Raw genomic sequence first — 17850 nt, 5'->3', positions numbered from 1 at the left:
TAAAAAATCACCAAAACTCGCTTGTAAGTGTAGGTCAAAGTGTAGGTTGTTATGTAGGTTATGGTATAATTGTAATCAATAAACGCACAACCTACACTTGGTAAGAAAGGCTGGATTTTAGCCTAATTAAGTCAAGTGCTTAGCCATAAAATGGATCTTATATGACGGATAAACCAGCAGGCAAACCTTTGTCATCCAAAGCTATCGAAATGATGAAGCCCACGGACAAAAACAAAGCTGACACGGGTGAAAACCGGGGCTTGCGTGTGACTTGCGGCGCTTCTGGTATCAAGACCTTTTTCTACCGCTATACTAGCCCAGTGACCAATAAGCTGTCACAGGTAAAAATTGGAAGCTTCCCGCAAACCTCGCTCGCAATGGCCCGCATGAAGTTGCAAGAACTCAAACTAATCAGAAGTGAAGGGCGCTGTCCGGCGTCTGAGCTGAAAGATGAGAAGCAACGATTATTAGAAGAGAGTCAAAAACCGAAAGCGGCAGTGCTGACAGTTGAAGGGTTGGTTGAGCTGTACCTGACTGAACGGATAGAAGACCGTAAAAGTAATGACGGAAAAATCATTCCAGGAGCGCGCAAAAAGAAAGGACAAAAGGAGGTGCGGCGTACATTGGAAAATGATGCAGTTGCCAAACTAGGTGCGCGTGTTGCAGCAGAAATCACCCGTAAAGATATCGTCGAACTGGTTAATGGAGTGATTGAACGAGGTGCCAAAGTTCAAGCAGGAAATCTGTTGCGTGAACTATCCTCTGCCTATGAATTTGCAATTGGCTTAGGCCGCTTCGATGACAACTTTGCTAACCCGGCACTGTTAGCTAAATCCAGTCTACGCCAGACCAACATCAAACTGACCTGTGAACGCGGCACTCGAATACTGAGTGAGAAGGAATTAGCTAAATTCCTCCATTGGCTTCCTGGCTCAGCTTATACGCCAACGATCAAAAACGTGCTTCGGCTGACGCTCTGGACTGGGTGTAGAACAGGTGAGGTCTGCAATATGGCTTGGGAGGATGTTGATCTAAATAAGGGCACTATTCATCTACGAGAAACCAAGACAGGGGTAGAGCGCTACGTTCAGTTATCCGATCAGGCTATCGACTTTCTTAAAATTCTGCGCCTCAACTCCGATAAATATTTGTTCCCTTCCCAAGCTACCAAAAAACCAATTCAACAGAAGTACCTGACCGAAAATTCATGGCGTTTACGTGAAAGCGGTCAAATGCTTGATATACCTCATTGGACGCCTCACGATCTGCGTCGTACAGTGCGTACAGGGCTATCTCGTTTGCAATGTCCTAATGAGGTTGCAGAGGCTGTGCTGGGGCATACACGTGGAGGTGTTGAGGGGATCTACAACCTGTATAAGTATGATGCTGAATGCAGAAAATGGTTGCAGTTGTGGGCTGATTATATAAATAGCTTACAAAGAATTATACCCTAAATGCTTAAAAGCTATTATGGTATTTATAATTTTTCTACATTTGTATTTATGAAGAATCATAAAGTATATTTATTAAGGATAATGTAAATGAATAGATCTGTTTATTTTGACTTGTGTGAAAGACGGTTGTCTTTATTATGCTATAGTGTTGAGATTAGAGGTAAACTGAATATACTTAATTTCAACCTTCATTGTGAGGATTTTTATGTTTACTTCTTTAATTTATTGTTTGGATATAATTTAGAAAACACTAATCAACAAAGTAATAATTTCGAAGGAATTGATTTAATTGACCAGAATAATAAGATAGTTTTACAGGTATCCGCAACAGCTACAAAAGCTAAGATAGACTCAGCCTTAACAAAAAATCTAAGTGTGTATAAAGGTCATCAGTTTAAATTTATCTCGATAGCTAAAGATGCCAGTGAGTTAAGAAGTAAAATATATAAAAACCCACATGCTTTGGTTTTTGCACCAATTGATGATATTCACGATGTCAAGACTTTGTTGAATTTCATTTTGCATTTGGATATTTCTAAACAAAAAGAGGTTTATGGGTTTTTACGAAGGGAGTTAGAAGATGAATCTAGTAATAGCCTTAGTGAAACTAATATCGCCGCAATAATAAATGCCCTTGCGAAGGAGGATTTTACTATTGTCGATAGTGTAGATCACCCTAAAGCATTTGATGTGGAGAAGAAAATTGTGTTCAATAATCTAAATGCTGCTGAATACATTATTGAAGACTACAAAATTCATCATAGCAAGGTTTCCCATATATACTCAGAATTTGACCAAATGGGAAAAAATGTTAGCGTATCAGTTCTAGCTTCATTCCGTAGTTGTTTTAGTAAGTTAAGTATGAACTACTCGGGAGATGAACTTTTCTTTAAAGTAATTGAGAGTTCGATTGAAATTGTTAAAAAAAGTGCGAATTTCTCACATATTCCCTTAGAAGAATTAGAACTTTGTGTTAGCATATTAGCAGTGGATGCGTTTATACGCTGTCGAATTTTCAAAGATCCAAATGGAGTGAATGATGTTACTACCGAAAGACATTCATCCTAAAGATTGCCTCTATTATAACGGTGGTTTTATTATTGATGTGCTTAAAAGTTTCGGTGAGATAGAGTTAATTGAATTATTTTGTGAAACAGTAAAGACAACAGAAATGTCAATATCTATTTTTATTTTATCATTAGATTGGTTATTTCTTATAGGTATAGTTGAGTTAAATTCAAACGGGAATTTAGAGTATGTTCATAAAATCTCTCCGGATAACTAACAAAGATGGTGTAGTTAGATTAATATCATTTCGTTCTGGTTTGAATTTAATTGTTGATGAAACACCAATAGAACCAACTAAAGTCACAGGTAACAATGTTGGCAAAACAACTGTATTGATGTTAGTCGATTTTTGCTTGGGTGCAGATGCTAAGGCTATATATACGGATCCTGAAACAAAGAAAGGAGAGTATACCCTAGTTAAAGATTTTTTAATGGATAAAGAAGTTGTAATTACGTTGACTCTTGTTGATGATCTTCGTGATCCATTATCCAGAACTGTCGTAATTGATAGGAACTTTCTACAGCGTAAAAAATCGATTAGGCAGATAAATGGTAAGCAAAAAACGGCTGACGAATTTGAAGAAACATTGACAAATATGTTAATTCCTAACCATTATGGAAATAAGCCAACATTTTCACAAATCATATCAAATAATATAAGATATAAAGAATTAAGTATTACAAATACCTTGCGGACACTTAATTCATTTACTCGTGATGATGAGTATGAAACTCTGCATCTTTTTCTTCTGGGATGTGATTTTGAGAAAGGAGCTACTAAACAAAATTTACTTGCTAGTATACGCATGGAGACTACTTTTAAAAATAGGCTGGAATCAAAGCAGACTCGTACGGCATATGAAGCATCGCTAGCTTTACTACTTAGTGAAATCGAATATCTAGATTTTAAAAAATCTACATTTTACATAAATCCGAATTTTGAAAATGATCTTAATGCTCTTGATAGTATAAAATATCATATAAGTCTCACTGGCTCTAAAATAAGTAAACTTAAGTTAAGAAAAGAACTTATAATGGATGCGGTTGAGGATATTCAAAGTGGTAGAATGGATATTGATACAAATCAGTTAAAAGGTTTGTATCACGAAGTAAACACTAAAATAACAAATATTCATAAAAGTTTTGAGTCCTTGCTTGAATTTCACAATAAAATGGTTGAGGAAAAAGTTAGATATATTTCCAAAGAATTACCTGAGTTATTATCAGGAATTCAAGTGGAGAAAAATAAATTGTCTGATCTTATTTTAAAAGAAAAAGAATTAGTTGCTAATATTAATAAAAGTGGTTCTCTCGATGAGCTAGAAGGATTAGTTAATGAATTAAATATAAAGCATAGAAAAAAAGGTGAGTTTGAGACAATAATAAATCAAATTGAGCAAAGTGAAAAAAGCATTGAAAATCTTAATAAAAAAATCACTGCTATTAATGATAAACTATTCTCAAATGAGTTTGAAACTGAAGTTCAGACACAGATAAACAAGTTTAATAAGTATTTTTCATCTATATCTCAAGAGTTGTATGATGAACAATATGCTCTTAAGTTTGATAAGGTTACAAATAAAACGGGGCAGAAAATATACAAGTTTAGTTCTTTCAATACCAACTTTAGCTCAGGGAAAAAACAAGGTGAGATAGTTTGCTTCGATATTGCCTACCTCTTATTTGCAGATGAAGAGAATATTCCATGCCTACACTTTCTATTGAATGACAAAAAAGAATTAATGCATGGGAATCAGCTAGTAAAAATTGCCAATCTTGTTGAAAGGCATAAGTCTCAAGTTCAATATATCGTATCAATATTGAAAGATAAGCTTCCATTAGAACTCAATGATGAGAGAAATTTCATTGTGAAACTCTCTCAACAAGAAAAGTTGTTCAGAATTGAAAATAGTTAAAGATAGAAAATAGTTTGTGTGCAACAACCTGAAATTTTATGCAACGAAGCAGTTAAATAGATCGTTGATCGTAAATGTATCGCAACCTGACTTTACAACAAACCTACACACTGTATGCAGGTAGGTATAAAAGTAAATACAGTATATTTTCTGGCGAAATATTTAGACTTAGCTATGCGAAGCTGCAAATTGATATAAAAAATTTAACCAGAACCTATATAAAACAGAGATCTGCCATTAATAAATCAAAGATCACAGGGTTGAGCGTGATGTACACCAGACGCACCCAGTAGCAAAGCGATAAACCCAGCGCCCCCTAAAACTACAAGCTTGACTTTCACTTTAGCGACAAATTTTTGCATGGTGACGGCCCCCTTTTTTAGTATTTGCTTTTGATTTATACATCTTCGTTTTGCCAGAGGGATTTGAACCCTCGTAACGTTGAACTTTCACATCAATGTTTATGTTTATTGATACACTGACACTAGGTAAAACGCCCCGCTCACTCCTCTGATCTCTATTGTTTAAAACTAACATGAAGATGGTGAATAGTGTTAGTGAAAAATTCTAAGTACAAAAGCTGCGTTGTTGAGTACGGTGGGGGATTTCTGGTAACGCTATGAATTATTTAAGTTATTTTCATCACAATTACTTAAAATGTTCACCAAGTATGCTTAGATTAGTAACGTGTTTAAAACTGCACCCAGCAGGCGACAACAGAAGCATTTCGTTTAGTATCGCCAGCAGTTTCAAAAACTGTGGCCCTGCATGCACCTGGTAAGTGAGATTTAATGATGAGGGGAGTATTAATAGGGAGATCTTTTTCAGGTTCAGATGCCTTATATATCATGAACCAACAAATTGAGGTCATAGTGATAATGGTAAATATGAAGGTTTTTTTCATGAGTTTTTTTTGGGTTAAAATGTCAATTACTTTAACCCAAAGAATCCCTGATGTTGCCTCAGCGTCTTACAAGCCAAATACGTTTATGTAAAACTGCCCGTTACTGTCATCCGTTTTCTGAATGTTATATGTTATCGGTAGTTCATTTGTTTTCTCGGGTAAAGTCATTTTCAAATCGGCAGAGCATGAGTAGGCATCTAGTGAGGAGTCATGCTTTATAGTTCTGACATTAATAATCGCTAATTGAATATTATCTGCATCCTTCGGAACCATTCCTGACATCTGTGAGTTCCTGAGTTGGTCAAATTGTTTCTTAATTTTCTTTTGAGAAATATCAACCACAAGGCTTTTAGCATCGTCGCTATTACATTTTGGCGTGCTATCTCCGCAACCAACTAGCAGGCTTGCAGATATACATAATAAAGCCAATTTAAATTTCATTTTATCAGTCCTTGTTAATATTATTATTTAATGTTCTTTTCCAGACGTAGACGTTCAACTATCCGGGCTGCGCGGTCATAGCCCACTCGAAAATGAAGTTGTACAGCTTTGACTTTAATTTCCGTTAACCCTTCCTGAATAATCAGTCGACGTGTTTTATCGTAAAGTTTTGCATCCATTTTATGGTTGAGATCATCCTGCTCTTGCTCACTCACAGTCCTTTTTCCTGCATTTCCTCGCTATTTCTTCCGGTAAATCCCATCCATTGCTCCAACGGCTGTCATGCCGCAATAACCTTCACACCCCTTGGTCATTACCGTCACCTTACCGCTGTTCTGTTCGCTGATTACCGCCACACATTGGCTTGACGTATCATTATAAACCCATCGATGTTTCTGATTTTCCCCAGCATCAATCGATTGGGCTGAGCCTTCCATATTGCAGATGCCTGAAGCATCTTTACTCGCTGCGTTAATACTGAATTCAACACTATTGCCGCCTGCTGCCAATGATAGTGATCCGTTTTGTTTGACGTACTCTGCGGCTGTTACTAGTGTTGATGTGCTCAATAGTAGGGTGGCTAAAATGACTCTTTTCATTATTTATTCCTTGTCAGTTAATACGAATATTTTTAGTGATTTTCCCGAATGTCAGCGGCCTGCGTTTTTCAACATAGAAATAGGCGACGTTGAATGCAGACTTTTTGTGATTACCTTTCCCCAGCGAAGGCCAGTCGCGGAAAGCCTCTATTTGGGCTTCTGAATAAGGTGTGGTGGAGAAGTCGAACAGTACCAGCAACGCCTTGCCGTCGAACTTCATCAACTTCTTCATTTCCGTGCTATTAACCGTTGCTGATACCGTTGATTTGGCTGCGGTGGGCTTACGGACGGCGAATTCCACCGCCACATCATCAATTACAAAATCGATATAGCCGTTCCCCGTAATAGATCCTGGGAGCTTCCCTTTCACCTCCGGCGAAACATCATCGGAGAAACACCCTAAAAGGTAGCAACGTACCAGCGGGAGGAGTTCCCTTTCACTACACTCATTCAATCGTAATGTTTTTACAAACTCAGTGCGGTAAAGGGAATGAAAGAAATATTCAAAACTTTCCATTACCGAGGTGATGGTGGTTGCCATGGCTATTCCTTGCCGGATTGTATTGAAGGTATTTTGTTAAAATATCGGCTGGGCCATATCTGCTCGGGCATCATGCCCAGCGCCGCCGCTATCAGGCGTTCTGCCTTCGGATAGTGCTGACTGAAGGCATTATTCAGTGTGCGGGAGCCCAACCCTTGATCGCGAGATAGCTGGGCCAAACTCAATCCACGTTTGTGCAACGCAGCCACAATGTCAGCCCTGTGCCAGTCCTTAGCCCTTCCTTTAGTTCGCTTTTTTTGCGATGCTACGTGGTTATTCACAGTGTTAACTCCTCTGTATCAGTACAGGGATATTAAATGCGAATAAAAGGAACTTATCAAGTTCTCTTTGTGGTCTTTATTTGAGTTCTTTTTTAACGTATTGATATTCTGGATTAAGTTTATGAAAAATATTTTGGATGTTGCTTCTCATCAAGAGAACCAAAATGATAGCGTTCATGATGATGAACAGTGGCTAACAGCACAGGATTTTGCAGGTAAACCGGGGATGCCGGGGACTGCAAAGGGTTGCCGCTTGCGTCTGGAAAAGCTGTCGGTTATGCATCCAGAAATCAGGAGAAAGAGAACAGGGCATAAGGGCTTTGAGTACCATATCCGCGCTGCGGGAATGTCGCTGAAAAGTGAGCGGGCAGAGCAAGCAACCCAATCCACCGTCTCTCCATACGGCACTGACGAACAACTCAATCTCTGGGTGCAACTGTTCAAAACGATGAAGCCCCATTCCCGTGACAGATTATTGAAGCAGGCGCTTGAACAAGTGGCTGACGATCTTGCTTTGAACCAGCCCGCTTTGCCAACAGAAGTGATTTCATTGGCCCATCAGTTATTTGCGTTTTCGGAAGAGCAACGCAAACAATTGCTGGAGGCTATTTCTAAGCAATAACGCGCGTGAAGTTATTATTTATCCTACGTTAATCCCCGCTTTGTTAATTCAGCTAATAATAGTTTCCTTGTGAAACTATTTGCTCACCACATGCCATATTTGGTATAATGTCATTATTGGAAAGTGCTAACTACTAGCGTCCAGTCATTCAAGTCATCATTTAATTAAATTTTCATTTTTTATTAATCCTTCACCGGAGGCTGAACTGTATTTAACGATCGCCAAAATGAATTTTCAATAAAGGTACACTATGTATTCACTATTACAATGGCAACGGGTTTTGAATAAACTACTCCATAAACATTATGGAATAGATATCAATGATACGGCATTTTCTGAAATAAATTATGCAAGGCATTACTGGGATGATTGTATCCGCCCTTATCAGGCAGTCAACGAGTGGGCTTCTAAGTATGATCTGTGTAGACTTGATTCAAGTGATAGCCCTTTGAATGAAAAAGATGAATCTTCTATTAAATAAAGCTATGAGGTTAAAGTGAATATAATCCATCAGGAAGGATATTCTCTTCCGGTTAAACAAGCACTGATTGATTTATTGTTTAAATAAATGGGTACACCACCCCCCATGAAGTCAAAGTTATTGGCTGTATCGTTTGTCTTTCGGGATATTCACTACAGCCCTGATAACGGAGGTTATCATCCGGTAGAAATCAGGCTTACCCATGATAATGACCAGTTCTATTTTGATTACATCACAGATCTCGCTTATATGGGACATGTGTACCCTGAGCTGGAAAAGGAAATAGATTTCAGTTGGTCACAACATTACGCCTTCTATGCAGGCGTTGGTGATTTGACCCATCGAGACGGCTGTGAACTATTCACGCTGTGGCAATCCAACTTTATCAACTATTGGCTGATGGGCGTGTATACCCCGCAAATTCTTTGGGAAAGCTAAGTTAATCAGGCTGGTCAACCATCTAATTAAATAAATATTTTCATGTGGGAGAAATCTATTGTGACTAAGGATAGAGGGATCAGTGCGTCCAGACAGGGCGATCTGGACTGTCTTTGTGGGGCTTACGGCCTGGTCAACATGATGAGTTATCTGTTTGACGGCAGGGTAAAGAGAAGACCGTTGATGCGTGCTTTACTAAGGGAATACGGTGCTGAATGGGTGCTCAACGATTGGCTGAACTACGGCATTGATGAAGACCGCATGGATTACCTGATAGACCGGATATTACAGAACGGCTACTACTACAAACATTTCCCGACCAAAATTACCCAGCCCTTCAAAGAAACCCGCCGCCTGACGTCAAAGCAAATCCTCGACGGTATGGCCCACTACCTTAATCACTCCGATTTCTCCCGCGTTATCCTGATTAGCGACCAATATCACTGGTCGGTGGTCACCCGCATGGACAACCAATACCTCTACTTCTTTGATAGCAACGGTCGAAAGAGATCGCTCAGAACCGCCTATTCCTTACGGGAAGGAGCCAGCAGTTACCAACTTTATCCCGGTGCCATTTACTTTGTTGTAAGGGAGTTTTGACATGCTGAACCTGACACTTTCTTGCCACGAAGATCTGATACTGCAACAGGCACAGTCCATTATCGAAAACCGCTACATTCGGGGCGATAAGATGTTTTCGACCGAGGCGGTACGTGAATACCTGAAGTTTAAGCTGGCACCGCTTGAGCATGAAGTTTTCTCGGTCTTACTGCTGGATAACCAACATCGCATCTTAGCCTATGAGGAATTGTTTCGGGGCACGCTTAATGCGGTCAGCATCTACCCCCGCGAAATTGTGAAACTCAGTCTGCGGTACAACGCTGGAGCAATAATTCTGGTCCACAACCATCCCAGCGGCGAGCCTGAACCAAGCCACGCAGACAAAGAGATCACCAACAAACTGAAATCGGTGTTAGGGCTACTCGATGTGCAGGTTCTTGACCACCTCATTGTTGCCGGTACACAGGTGGTCTCTCTGGCTGAGCGTGGATTAGTTTGACGCTCAGGTTACTTGGTTTAATGTGCATTAAAGCGGGTTGAACAATGTCGAAGCTTAAGTTGGCGGTATCATCACAAACAACCACTGTGTTTGACGCCTATATCAATAGTCTTGCCGTGTCGGGGCGTGGCGGTATCACCAGCTTACTGAATCACTGCGCCCGCATACTCAGCAAACGTTCTACAGCACAGACCTACCCCTGGGAGCTGTTGGACTTTGGGAAAGTGGCAAAAATACGCATGACCATGCTGGATGAAGGATATGCCGTTTCTACCGTGAATATGGCGTTATCCGCACTACGGGCGATTGCCAAAACCGCTTTTAATTTTGACCAGATGAATGTGGACGTGCTTTTACGCATCAACGCTGTCGTGCGTGTGAAAGGCGACACAACCCGTAAAGGAAGGGCGCTAACTCGGCAGGAAATCCGCCAGTTGCTGAAAGTCGCTAAAAGTCATCAAGAGCCTGCTCGCCGATGCAGGGATGCAGCCATATTGCTGACTTTGTGTGGGGCTGGCTTGCGAGTTGGGGAGTTAGTCAAACTCCAACAGGATGATTATGCCGAAGGTGTTTTAGTGGTCAGGCAGGGGAAAGGGCGTAAGTATCGCGAAATTCACGTGGCACCGGCTGTAGATAAGGCATTGACCGCGTGGTTGGCAATGAGTAGGGAAGGGGATGCGCTGTTTACCAAGATCTATCGTTCCGGTTTACCAGCGTCTACAGCACTGACAACCGCTGGGGTGACGGCAATCCTTGAGCAATTGCGTATCACCGCCAGCGTAGCTGAGTTCACGCCCCACGACCTGCGCAGAACTTTCATTACTCAATTGCTAGAGCAGGGGGCCGACATTAACACTGTGCGCCAGTTAGCGGGTCATAGCGACATATCAACGACTGCTCGTTACGACCATCGTGGCGATGAGGCGAAAGTCATGGCTGCTCAGCGGTTGAAGTGTTGGTAACTTGTGACAGTCGAAGCTGGGTGCTAATGGAGGTCATTAAGGTCTTTATTGAGGGTATCTAAATCCAATAAATCTCTTACTTGCTGCTCTGTCCATGCCGATAAACGATTTCGTGAACCATTCAGTGTGATTGTATTTGGCGCAGGATATCCATCAGCATTCATTTTCCTCATGATTTTCCCAATGCTAAGCCCTTTACTTTGCATGAAGCTGGCAGCTTGGTAGAGATCATATAACTCCTGACTCTTAGCTTTAAAAGCGGGGGTAACATCAGCTAACTGACCGTCTTTCTTTTTGATATGAACTTCTTTATAAACTTTATTGATGCAGTAGCTGATAACTCTGCTAAGTGAATCAATGTCTTTACGCCCTTCAATATTGAGAACGCTTCCCCGCTGATCTTCGAATATCGCAGCCAGTTTTTCATATGTGTCTTTACCTAAGTATATCTTTGTTCTTGAAAAACCTGAATCAACGTACTTTTTCTCTTTCCGAGCCTTATTGGCGGCATCCCTTTGGCGTTTAATATCGCCAATATCAATATGAACAGTGTCATCTACTTTAAAAGCGAATTTATCATTCTCATTTGCCATCATTGGCCTCCCTATGCATGACTTTTTTACAAAAAAATAGATTATTAATTGAACATTTCAGAGCTATGGCTTCCTCAACGATGAGAAGCGGCTCTCCAATTTTCACTATCGTTGTTTTAGACCGAGAAATCCAAAAGTTTGTTCATTTATGAGAGCCGCTTCTCCTGTAAGTCAGCTATTCCGAGTTTGCTAGAATGGCTCCATCAGCTAACGAGGAGACAAACATGAAAGAGAGCAAATTAATTAAGATTCAAGAGGTATTGAAGCGTTGTGCCGTCAGCCGGGCAACGTTATATCGCTTGATTGCCAATAAAAATTTTCCAAACCAAGTTTCGGTAACTGGAAACCGCGCCGTAGCATGGCGAGAGGAGGATATTCAGCACTGGATTGAGGAACGCCCAACCATAGGTCAATAAGGACAATAATGAGCGTCAATCCCAAAATACCATTGCAAAAATTGAGTGATAAATATGAAGATCTAGCCCAAGCACTACCAAGATTTGAAACAGCAGAGCAGGTACGTGCTGAGAGGCTCATAAGAGAGAGGGCGTTGCAGAAACGTCAGGAGAAAATTTACCAAGATCTTTTTAATAAACTTAAGTATTGCCATCCAAGTTATCCTTGCGGGAGTGCTGCATGTCCCGAATGTTTTAGAAAGCACAGACTGGAAATGATTGGGGAAGTTATAAATTTATGTAAGAAACGGAAGATGTGGCGAAGTTTAACCATAATCTTCTATCAAGATGCATTTAGTGATGACCAACTAATTCAATGGCGGCCCGATACATTAATGGCACGACTCCGCCGTTGGTTAAAAGAATGTGGCTTCTCTGCAATGGTGATTGGTGGGTTTGAAATGGACTACCACATAGATGTTAAGAAGTGGATGCCTCATTTTCATCTCATCATCCCAAATGATAAAAAGTCTATTAATAATCTGCGTATTAAGATGAAGAACAAGAGGAACATGAATACGAGAAAAGGTGTAATAAATCGACCAATACTCGTTAGTAAATTAAAATCTCCAATGCAGCAAGTCAGTTATCGATTTAAAGCCATTTGGTGGCGGGTTGAATCAATCCAATATGATGAATTTTATATGCAAGGTGACAAAGAAAGAAAAAGGAAGCGGTGGACTAAGAAATATCGGCTATTGAGTAAGCAACATGCTGATTCCCTAGTTTTGCTAGATTTTATTGGGATCTCAGGGTTAACCTTTATGTATAAGGTAAGGAAGTATGGTGATCATTTAATAACGAGTTAATTATTCTGATCTATTTGAAGCCAGCCTTGACCGTCACTTAAATTGTTAGAGTCATATATTTAATTATGAATTGAGTACTACTCAGTACAACTGATTAGGGCATCTCTTGCATGCTATTCATACTGAAAATTATTCAGTGAGCGAAAAATACATATTTAAGGAACTGATTATGAAAAAGTTAGAAAAGAAGTTGACAGAAAGTGAACAAAAACTATTTGTGGAGTTGATGGCTAATACTAAGATGCTTTCTCCTGAAGATGTTGCGTACCGCCAGATTAAGGTATTCAGTGAAAATAGTAATAAATCAATTCTTATACTCATACCTTCGACAACCTTTGTAAGCAAGTATGAGGTTAAAAAGGCCTTATTAAAGGCTGGTCATCGTTCAGATATGCCAAGTTGTTACTGGGATCTTGCTTATGCAGAGATCACAAAGCAAACTGACAATAAAGTACTTTTACGTTATAAGCCTGGTTTTTATGGTGATGTATATTTACGAATTAATGATAAAGTGATTGGTGATATAAAAGGTGATGTGCCTGTATTGCATCCTAATGCAAAAAAACACTTACCAGTTGAAGAGGAGAAAGGAACATTAAAGGAGTGGAAAGAAAATGTTGCGATAAACGCATTATATAGCTCACGAATTATGCTTGCACTTTGCAGTGGATTCTCTGGCTTTTTACTCGATTCGCTAGGCATTGAGGGCGGAGGGTTTCACCTGTGGGGTAAGAGTAGTATGGGCAAAAGCTCATGTGGTTATATTCTTGCTTCAATAGCTGGTGAACCTAATTCAATTATCATCTTATGGAGTAATACCGATAAAGCATTAGAAGAAATAGCAGTTGTACATAACGATGCAACACTAATTCTTGATGAAAGTAAATTATTAGATAAAGACCCTATATTAGCAGCAAAAACTATCCAAAATCGCGTCTACACGATAACCGGTGGTAAAGGGAAGGTGCGTGCGGCACTTTTTGAAAACAAGGTAGCTGAATGGCGTCTGGTTGTATTTAGTACTGGGGAGCTTAGTCTCGCTCAACATGCAGAGGTGGGGAAAATTGAACGTCTCGACGGGGAAAATGTACGCGTGATTGATGTGCCAGCCGATGCTGGTTTTGAAATGGGGATTTTTGAATCATTGCCAGAAAAAGTTGCTTCTAGTAACGAGCTGGCTCATAGCATTCAGAAAGCTACATCAAGTTATTATGGAACTGCTAAGCTCGCATTTCTGAATAAACTTATTGCCTCAATACAGTCAGATAGCTTAGAACTAAAAGATATGCTTGAATCTGAAATGGATTATTTTCTTGATAAAAACAATGTTGACCGCAATTCAGGCATTCAAGTGCGCATCGCAAAACGTTTTGCTCTTACTTACGCGGCTGGTTTTCTTGCTAGCAAATATGGGATATTGCCGTTTAAAGCAAAAGCAATCATGAATGGAATATCCAAGTGTTATCAAGATTCAATCAACACACCGTGTTCGAAAGAACCTACTATCAGCGAAATGTTGCCTCAGTCCATTAAAGATGTATTGAAATCAGTTCAAATTGTTAATCTAATCGAACATGAGGATTACTCTGGGCGTGATATAAAAAATGACATTGCAATTATCTGCATGGCTAAAGGGGTAGAGGTTATTGCAATAGACAAAAAATTCATTCATGACTATTTGAATATTAAATCACGTAAAAATGTTCTATCCAAACTAACTAAAATGGGCGTGTTATTGGTTGATTCCCAAAAAGAATATAGCACGGTGCAACTTCATCATAGCAGCGGTATTTCTGAACGTCGTTATTGCTTTGTTCGTAACCGCTTAAGTAGTATCTTAAAATAATTATTTATCGGAATGGTATAAAGGAGTGGTTAATTAACCACTCCCTTTCTTAAAAATCTTTCAGGTTGATATCGAAATAGGGCGCTAATATCAGCTCTTCAAATAAGTCATATTCGTGGTGCGGAACCTTAACAAAGGTAGAATTGTGATTAGGTGTCCACCATTTCTCGACACCATAATACGCCTCTCTGGCATTAGCTTTGTGGATTAGCCGGAATGGTCTGTCCATCCAACCATCACTATGCTTTGTGAAATAGTTAACCGGACCAGTGAACTGACCAAGCAGGTATACACCCTGATTACCGTGAGTCAGGTAGAAGTAATCGCCAATCGGAGCGTTTACAAACTCCTCTGCTTGGCTGACAGAAGACACGCCTTTACCAGCGGTCGTGCGGTGAATGTAGACGAGCTTTTCATCAATGCATTCGACCATATCCAGGAATGAGAATTCCTTCCAGCCATGTGACAGCTTCCAGAAATTGGGCATCAAATCGGTATTCATAAGCCTCTTAACCTTACGTTGTAAGTGATCGCAATCTGTTGAAATGCGAATAGATTGGGATGGCTATTCTGTCGATAAATGCCCATGATCGCAATAAGGTTTATCAACGAGGTTTTAGATGAAATCGTTCAAAGAGGGTATCGGGAGAGTATGCAGATGCGTTAACTCGTATAGTTGCTGAGATTGTACTATCAACACTACTCAGTACTGTCTGATCGGTCATTACGAAAGCATTTGCCACTTTGAAAAAGTGATTGAGTGATTTAGTGATTGCGAATTTGAGGTTTACGGTCTCTATCTGGCTGTTAGATTCCGCCGGAAGTTACAGAGTCTTAGGCCGTTCTCTCTCAATATTCGGTCATACGTCTACTGTGTGGTATCTGCTTCTGGAGCCTATATCCCCAGCATGTTGCACATCGAATAGTTCGGCAGATTCACAAGCAGAATTCATTTCCTATAGGTCGGCTAACTGGCAGAAAAAAAAGCGTAATAAGAAAAAAGCATCGCTTTAAACCGCCCAGCGTTGCCAGATTTTGGTGCGGTAGACCGGCTAACTACCGATGCTGTTGGGCGTCAGATCTGCACCTCGTACAATGGTAGGGGAAACCGGCGAGTCTTTTCCGAGATTCTGAAGGTTGCAAGGATCGGCGGTGTTGAGCCAAATAACGGTTTCAAAAGTACGAAATCAAGAAAATAATATGCGTCTACAAACGGTATACAACATCACCAGACCATCATTACACCGCTTAATAACCGGTAAGGTTTTATGTATTCGCTAGTCCCATTCTGGTTGGGCTGAAATATATTCTCTATTTCCATCTGCTGGGTATATAACTGTATCCATTAGGCTCTATAGGTACTGTGTCTCTATATATATTATATATGGCTTCCCCATACTATAGCCATTATCCAGTATTAGCTATCATGAGGCTCCAGCCTCTATCATCATAACGTTATATTATTATATATATCATGATAACCATCTTGGGCCTCGTTACGGGGTCAATGTTATTTATTGTAATTCAGTTGTAAATAAATGGGGCTAGGGCATGGTGCCCAGCAATTATCTACAGGTGAATTATGAAACCGTACATCACGAATAACAATATTCTTGTGACAGACTCGAATCTGAAATTTTTCAAAAGGGTTGTATTTAGCATTCCTTATGATGGGCCGAAGAATTTAAGGCGTCCATTTTACGGTGATATTGCAAAGTTTCTTCAACACATAATTTGTGTTGCTACCTGTAGCAAGAAAAACAAAAGAAAGGCAGCTATTAAGGAAGGGAAAAAATGGTCATATTCTGTTCCTTTGCCGTTTGAACTTGGTAGGGATAAACTTCCTGCTGCTTTTAAGAAAAAAAGTGAACTGCCGTTTACTCGCGCACAAGAGCTGCTGGTAGCAGCCAAGATTATTAAGGTAGCAGCGTATTCAAAGCGTAAATGCAGAGAGTTCTCTATATCCAAACCTTTCCTCTGCAAGTTATTTGGTAACGATCGCGAAGCTTATCTCAGCAGGGATGATCGCTATCATTACCTGACAGACATCTTCAATAAAAGGAAAAGCTATACATTTGATGAGCTGATCGGGGATGCGATTAATCGGGGGCAAAAGGTAAAACATCAACTTTCCAAGCGTGATATTCCAAACGAGCCATTCAGAAAGCGCGTTAGTGAGGTATGGGGCAACCTTGAACCACTGCACATCAATCTAACGGCGTTACTGGACTACTATCGTGCTAAGCCAACAGTGAAGTGTAAGTTATTCATTTTCAATTTCCTCTCTCATTTGGCAGAAACTGGCGTTACTAAGGTAAAAGATTCACCGCTGATTGTTTCCTATAGGCAGTCATACAAAGCCGCCAAGATTGGTGGGCGTTCCTTCGAAATTGGGGCAGGCTTCCAGAGTCTACCCTCAGAGATGAAATGGTCGTGTCTTGGTAAAGGTTATAACTACGATATAAAGGGATGCCAGCTGGAGATCCTTCGTCATGAGATGTTGAACATTGGTATATCCGACAAAAGCCTTAAGGTGCTGGATACTGCTTATATCTGCCGGGTGTTGAAGGTGTCGGAAGATTTGGTGAAGCAATTCAGGTTTTCGAGTGTGTTCAATGCTGGGTACGTAAGCCTTTCATTCAAATCAAAGACTGTTCGCTTATTGAATCGAGAGTTGGGGAAGGGGGAGGCTGTGCGGGTTCTTCAACGCTGGCGTAAGCACCTGGAGCCACTGCGTGAAGATCTAGCTTCGCTACTTGACCATTATATCAATTTGGGCAAGACAAACCGCCATGGGACATGTGTGACAAATGCTGTTGGTCAGACATTCAACATCACCTATCAGGATGTGGCTAATGGTAAAAGATGGCGATCTGACGTAATGCGCCGCAAGCTGCTGTCCCATATGTTGCAAGGGTTGGAAAGCAAGGCCGTCTATGATTACGTTGCCACGCATAAGGGGATTTGTGCGTTAGAACACGACGGGTTTGTTTCTTATGGCATAGTAGATGATTGGGATCATTCATATTTGAAGGTTATGCTGAAGCATTAGATAATCCAGATTGTTAGTCAGAGCAGAAAGAAATGTAATCGTAGAGCGGCGTTGTTGAATAAATAGAGATTATGTTGCGAGTCCATGAAAACGGTGGACTCCCTCAACCTAAAATCAGTAGGTTACAACCTGAATCAAGTAATGCATGTGGGAGTGACAAGCATTTTTCCAAAATAGGCATATCAAAACAGCATGATTCCCTATTATTCAACAAAACCTCGTAGAACATGAATACTAAATAGTTTTTCCGAATACCGCTCCTATTTTTGGGTGATTTCCACTCAACTATCGGTGATAGCCTGTATGCTGGTTGGATTTCTTACCGACA

At 40.3% G+C, this 17850-nt stretch carries 21 protein-coding genes; 14 read left to right on the top strand and 7 right to left on the bottom strand.

Features of this window, described 5'->3' with window-relative positions; translation table 11 throughout:
- Positions 1-161 precede the first annotated feature (161 nt).
- The 4 genes from EL015_RS17250 to EL015_RS17235 all read left to right on the top strand — a co-directional run bounded on the left by EL015_RS17250 (position 162) and on the right by EL015_RS17235 (position 4438).
- Positions 162-1454, top strand: a complete 1293-nt coding sequence (locus tag EL015_RS17250) for a tyrosine-type recombinase/integrase (protein ID WP_005181666.1) — start codon at positions 162-164, stop codon at positions 1452-1454.
- Positions 1455-1541: 87 nt separating this feature from the next.
- The gene (locus EL015_RS17245; RefSeq protein WP_005181669.1) at positions 1542-2522 is read left to right on the top strand and encodes an ABC-three component system protein; all 981 of its coding nucleotides are present in this window, start codon (positions 1542-1544) and stop codon (positions 2520-2522) included.
- Complete coding sequence (locus EL015_RS17240; protein ID WP_241971664.1) at positions 2491-2739, top strand: ABC-three component system middle component 6; 249 nt, start codon at positions 2491-2493, stop codon at positions 2737-2739. The genes EL015_RS17245 and EL015_RS17240 overlap by 32 nt, the downstream gene beginning before the upstream one ends.
- Positions 2711-4438, top strand: coding sequence for a DUF2326 domain-containing protein (locus EL015_RS17235; RefSeq protein WP_005181672.1), 1728 nt, complete (start codon positions 2711-2713; stop codon positions 4436-4438). The genes EL015_RS17240 and EL015_RS17235 overlap by 29 nt, the downstream gene beginning before the upstream one ends.
- A 970-nt stretch (positions 4439-5408) precedes the next feature.
- Here EL015_RS17235 and EL015_RS17230 read toward each other — a convergent pair.
- The 5 genes from EL015_RS17230 to EL015_RS17210 are packed head-to-tail and all read right to left on the bottom strand — an operon-like array spanning position 5409 to position 7204.
- The gene (locus EL015_RS17230) at positions 5409-5783 is read right to left on the bottom strand and encodes a hypothetical protein (protein ID WP_032905489.1); all 375 of its coding nucleotides are present in this window, start codon (positions 5781-5783) and stop codon (positions 5409-5411) included.
- Between the two features lie 23 nt (positions 5784-5806).
- The gene (locus EL015_RS17225) at positions 5807-5998 is read right to left on the bottom strand and encodes a cell division protein FtsK (protein WP_005181679.1); all 192 of its coding nucleotides are present in this window, start codon (positions 5996-5998) and stop codon (positions 5807-5809) included.
- A gap of 24 nt (positions 5999-6022) precedes the next feature.
- Positions 6023-6382 carry a hypothetical protein gene (locus EL015_RS17220; RefSeq protein WP_005181682.1) on the bottom strand — a complete coding sequence of 120 codons (360 nt, stop codon included), beginning with the start codon at positions 6380-6382 and terminating at the stop codon, positions 6023-6025.
- Between the two features lie 13 nt (positions 6383-6395).
- Positions 6396-6923, bottom strand: a complete 528-nt coding sequence (locus tag EL015_RS17215) for a hypothetical protein (RefSeq protein WP_005181687.1) — start codon at positions 6921-6923, stop codon at positions 6396-6398.
- 2 nt (positions 6924-6925) lie between these two features.
- Positions 6926-7204 carry a helix-turn-helix domain-containing protein gene (locus EL015_RS17210; RefSeq protein WP_032905491.1) on the bottom strand — a complete coding sequence of 93 codons (279 nt, stop codon included), beginning with the start codon at positions 7202-7204 and terminating at the stop codon, positions 6926-6928.
- Between the two features lie 121 nt (positions 7205-7325).
- On the opposite strand from EL015_RS17210, the gene EL015_RS17205 reads away from it, so the two are divergent.
- The 6 genes from EL015_RS17205 to EL015_RS17180 all read left to right on the top strand — a co-directional run bounded on the left by EL015_RS17205 (position 7326) and on the right by EL015_RS17180 (position 10767).
- Entirely contained in the window at positions 7326-7826 is a 501-nt protein-coding gene (locus EL015_RS17205; protein WP_005181703.1) for a hypothetical protein, read from the top strand.
- A 250-nt stretch (positions 7827-8076) separates the two neighbouring features.
- Entirely contained in the window at positions 8077-8307 is a 231-nt protein-coding gene (locus EL015_RS17200; protein WP_005181706.1) for a TA system toxin CbtA family protein, read from the top strand.
- A 105-nt stretch (positions 8308-8412) separates the two neighbouring features.
- Positions 8413-8745, top strand: a complete 333-nt coding sequence (locus EL015_RS17195; protein WP_241971663.1) for a DUF2787 family protein — start codon at positions 8413-8415, stop codon at positions 8743-8745.
- A gap of 183 nt (positions 8746-8928) precedes the next feature.
- Positions 8929-9345: a hypothetical protein gene (locus tag EL015_RS17190; protein ID WP_005181717.1), complete on the top strand. Its 417-nt coding sequence runs from the start codon at positions 8929-8931 to the stop codon at positions 9343-9345.
- Position 9346: 1 nt separating this feature from the next.
- Positions 9347-9805, top strand: a complete 459-nt coding sequence (gene radC, locus EL015_RS17185) for a RadC family protein (protein WP_005181724.1) — start codon at positions 9347-9349, stop codon at positions 9803-9805.
- A 44-nt stretch (positions 9806-9849) separates the two neighbouring features.
- The gene (locus EL015_RS17180; protein WP_032905493.1) at positions 9850-10767 is read left to right on the top strand and encodes a tyrosine-type recombinase/integrase; all 918 of its coding nucleotides are present in this window, start codon (positions 9850-9852) and stop codon (positions 10765-10767) included.
- A gap of 23 nt (positions 10768-10790) precedes the next feature.
- On the opposite strand, the gene EL015_RS17175 is transcribed toward EL015_RS17180, so the two are convergent.
- Positions 10791-11363, bottom strand: a complete 573-nt coding sequence (locus tag EL015_RS17175; protein WP_005181734.1) for a hypothetical protein — start codon at positions 11361-11363, stop codon at positions 10791-10793.
- A 221-nt stretch (positions 11364-11584) separates the two neighbouring features.
- Between EL015_RS17175 and EL015_RS17170 the strand changes: the two genes are divergently transcribed.
- The 3 genes from EL015_RS17170 (at position 11585) to EL015_RS17160 (ending at position 14470) form a co-directional block, all read left to right on the top strand.
- The gene (locus EL015_RS17170; protein WP_005181737.1) at positions 11585-11776 is read left to right on the top strand and encodes a helix-turn-helix transcriptional regulator; all 192 of its coding nucleotides are present in this window, start codon (positions 11585-11587) and stop codon (positions 11774-11776) included.
- Between the two features lie 8 nt (positions 11777-11784).
- Entirely contained in the window at positions 11785-12624 is an 840-nt protein-coding gene (locus EL015_RS17165; protein WP_005181739.1) for a hypothetical protein, read from the top strand.
- Positions 12625-12793: 169 nt separating this feature from the next.
- Positions 12794-14470 carry a DUF927 domain-containing protein gene (locus tag EL015_RS17160; protein ID WP_032905495.1) on the top strand — a complete coding sequence of 559 codons (1677 nt, stop codon included), beginning with the start codon at positions 12794-12796 and terminating at the stop codon, positions 14468-14470.
- A 49-nt stretch (positions 14471-14519) separates the two neighbouring features.
- Here the strand turns inward: EL015_RS17160 and EL015_RS17155 are convergent, their stop codons facing one another.
- Positions 14520-14972 carry a hypothetical protein gene (locus EL015_RS17155; RefSeq protein ID WP_005181742.1) on the bottom strand — a complete coding sequence of 151 codons (453 nt, stop codon included), beginning with the start codon at positions 14970-14972 and terminating at the stop codon, positions 14520-14522.
- A gap of 1080 nt (positions 14973-16052) precedes the next feature.
- On the opposite strand from EL015_RS17155, the gene EL015_RS17150 reads away from it, so the two are divergent.
- Positions 16053-17522, top strand: coding sequence for a hypothetical protein (locus tag EL015_RS17150; protein ID WP_005181744.1), 1470 nt, complete (start codon positions 16053-16055; stop codon positions 17520-17522).
- Positions 17523-17850: the final 328 nt, after the last annotated feature.

The organism is Yersinia intermedia (genome assembly GCF_900635455.1).
Lineage (GTDB): Bacteria > Pseudomonadota > Gammaproteobacteria > Enterobacterales > Enterobacteriaceae > Yersinia > Yersinia intermedia.
This window is presented reverse-complemented; position numbering and strand designations above follow the sequence as displayed.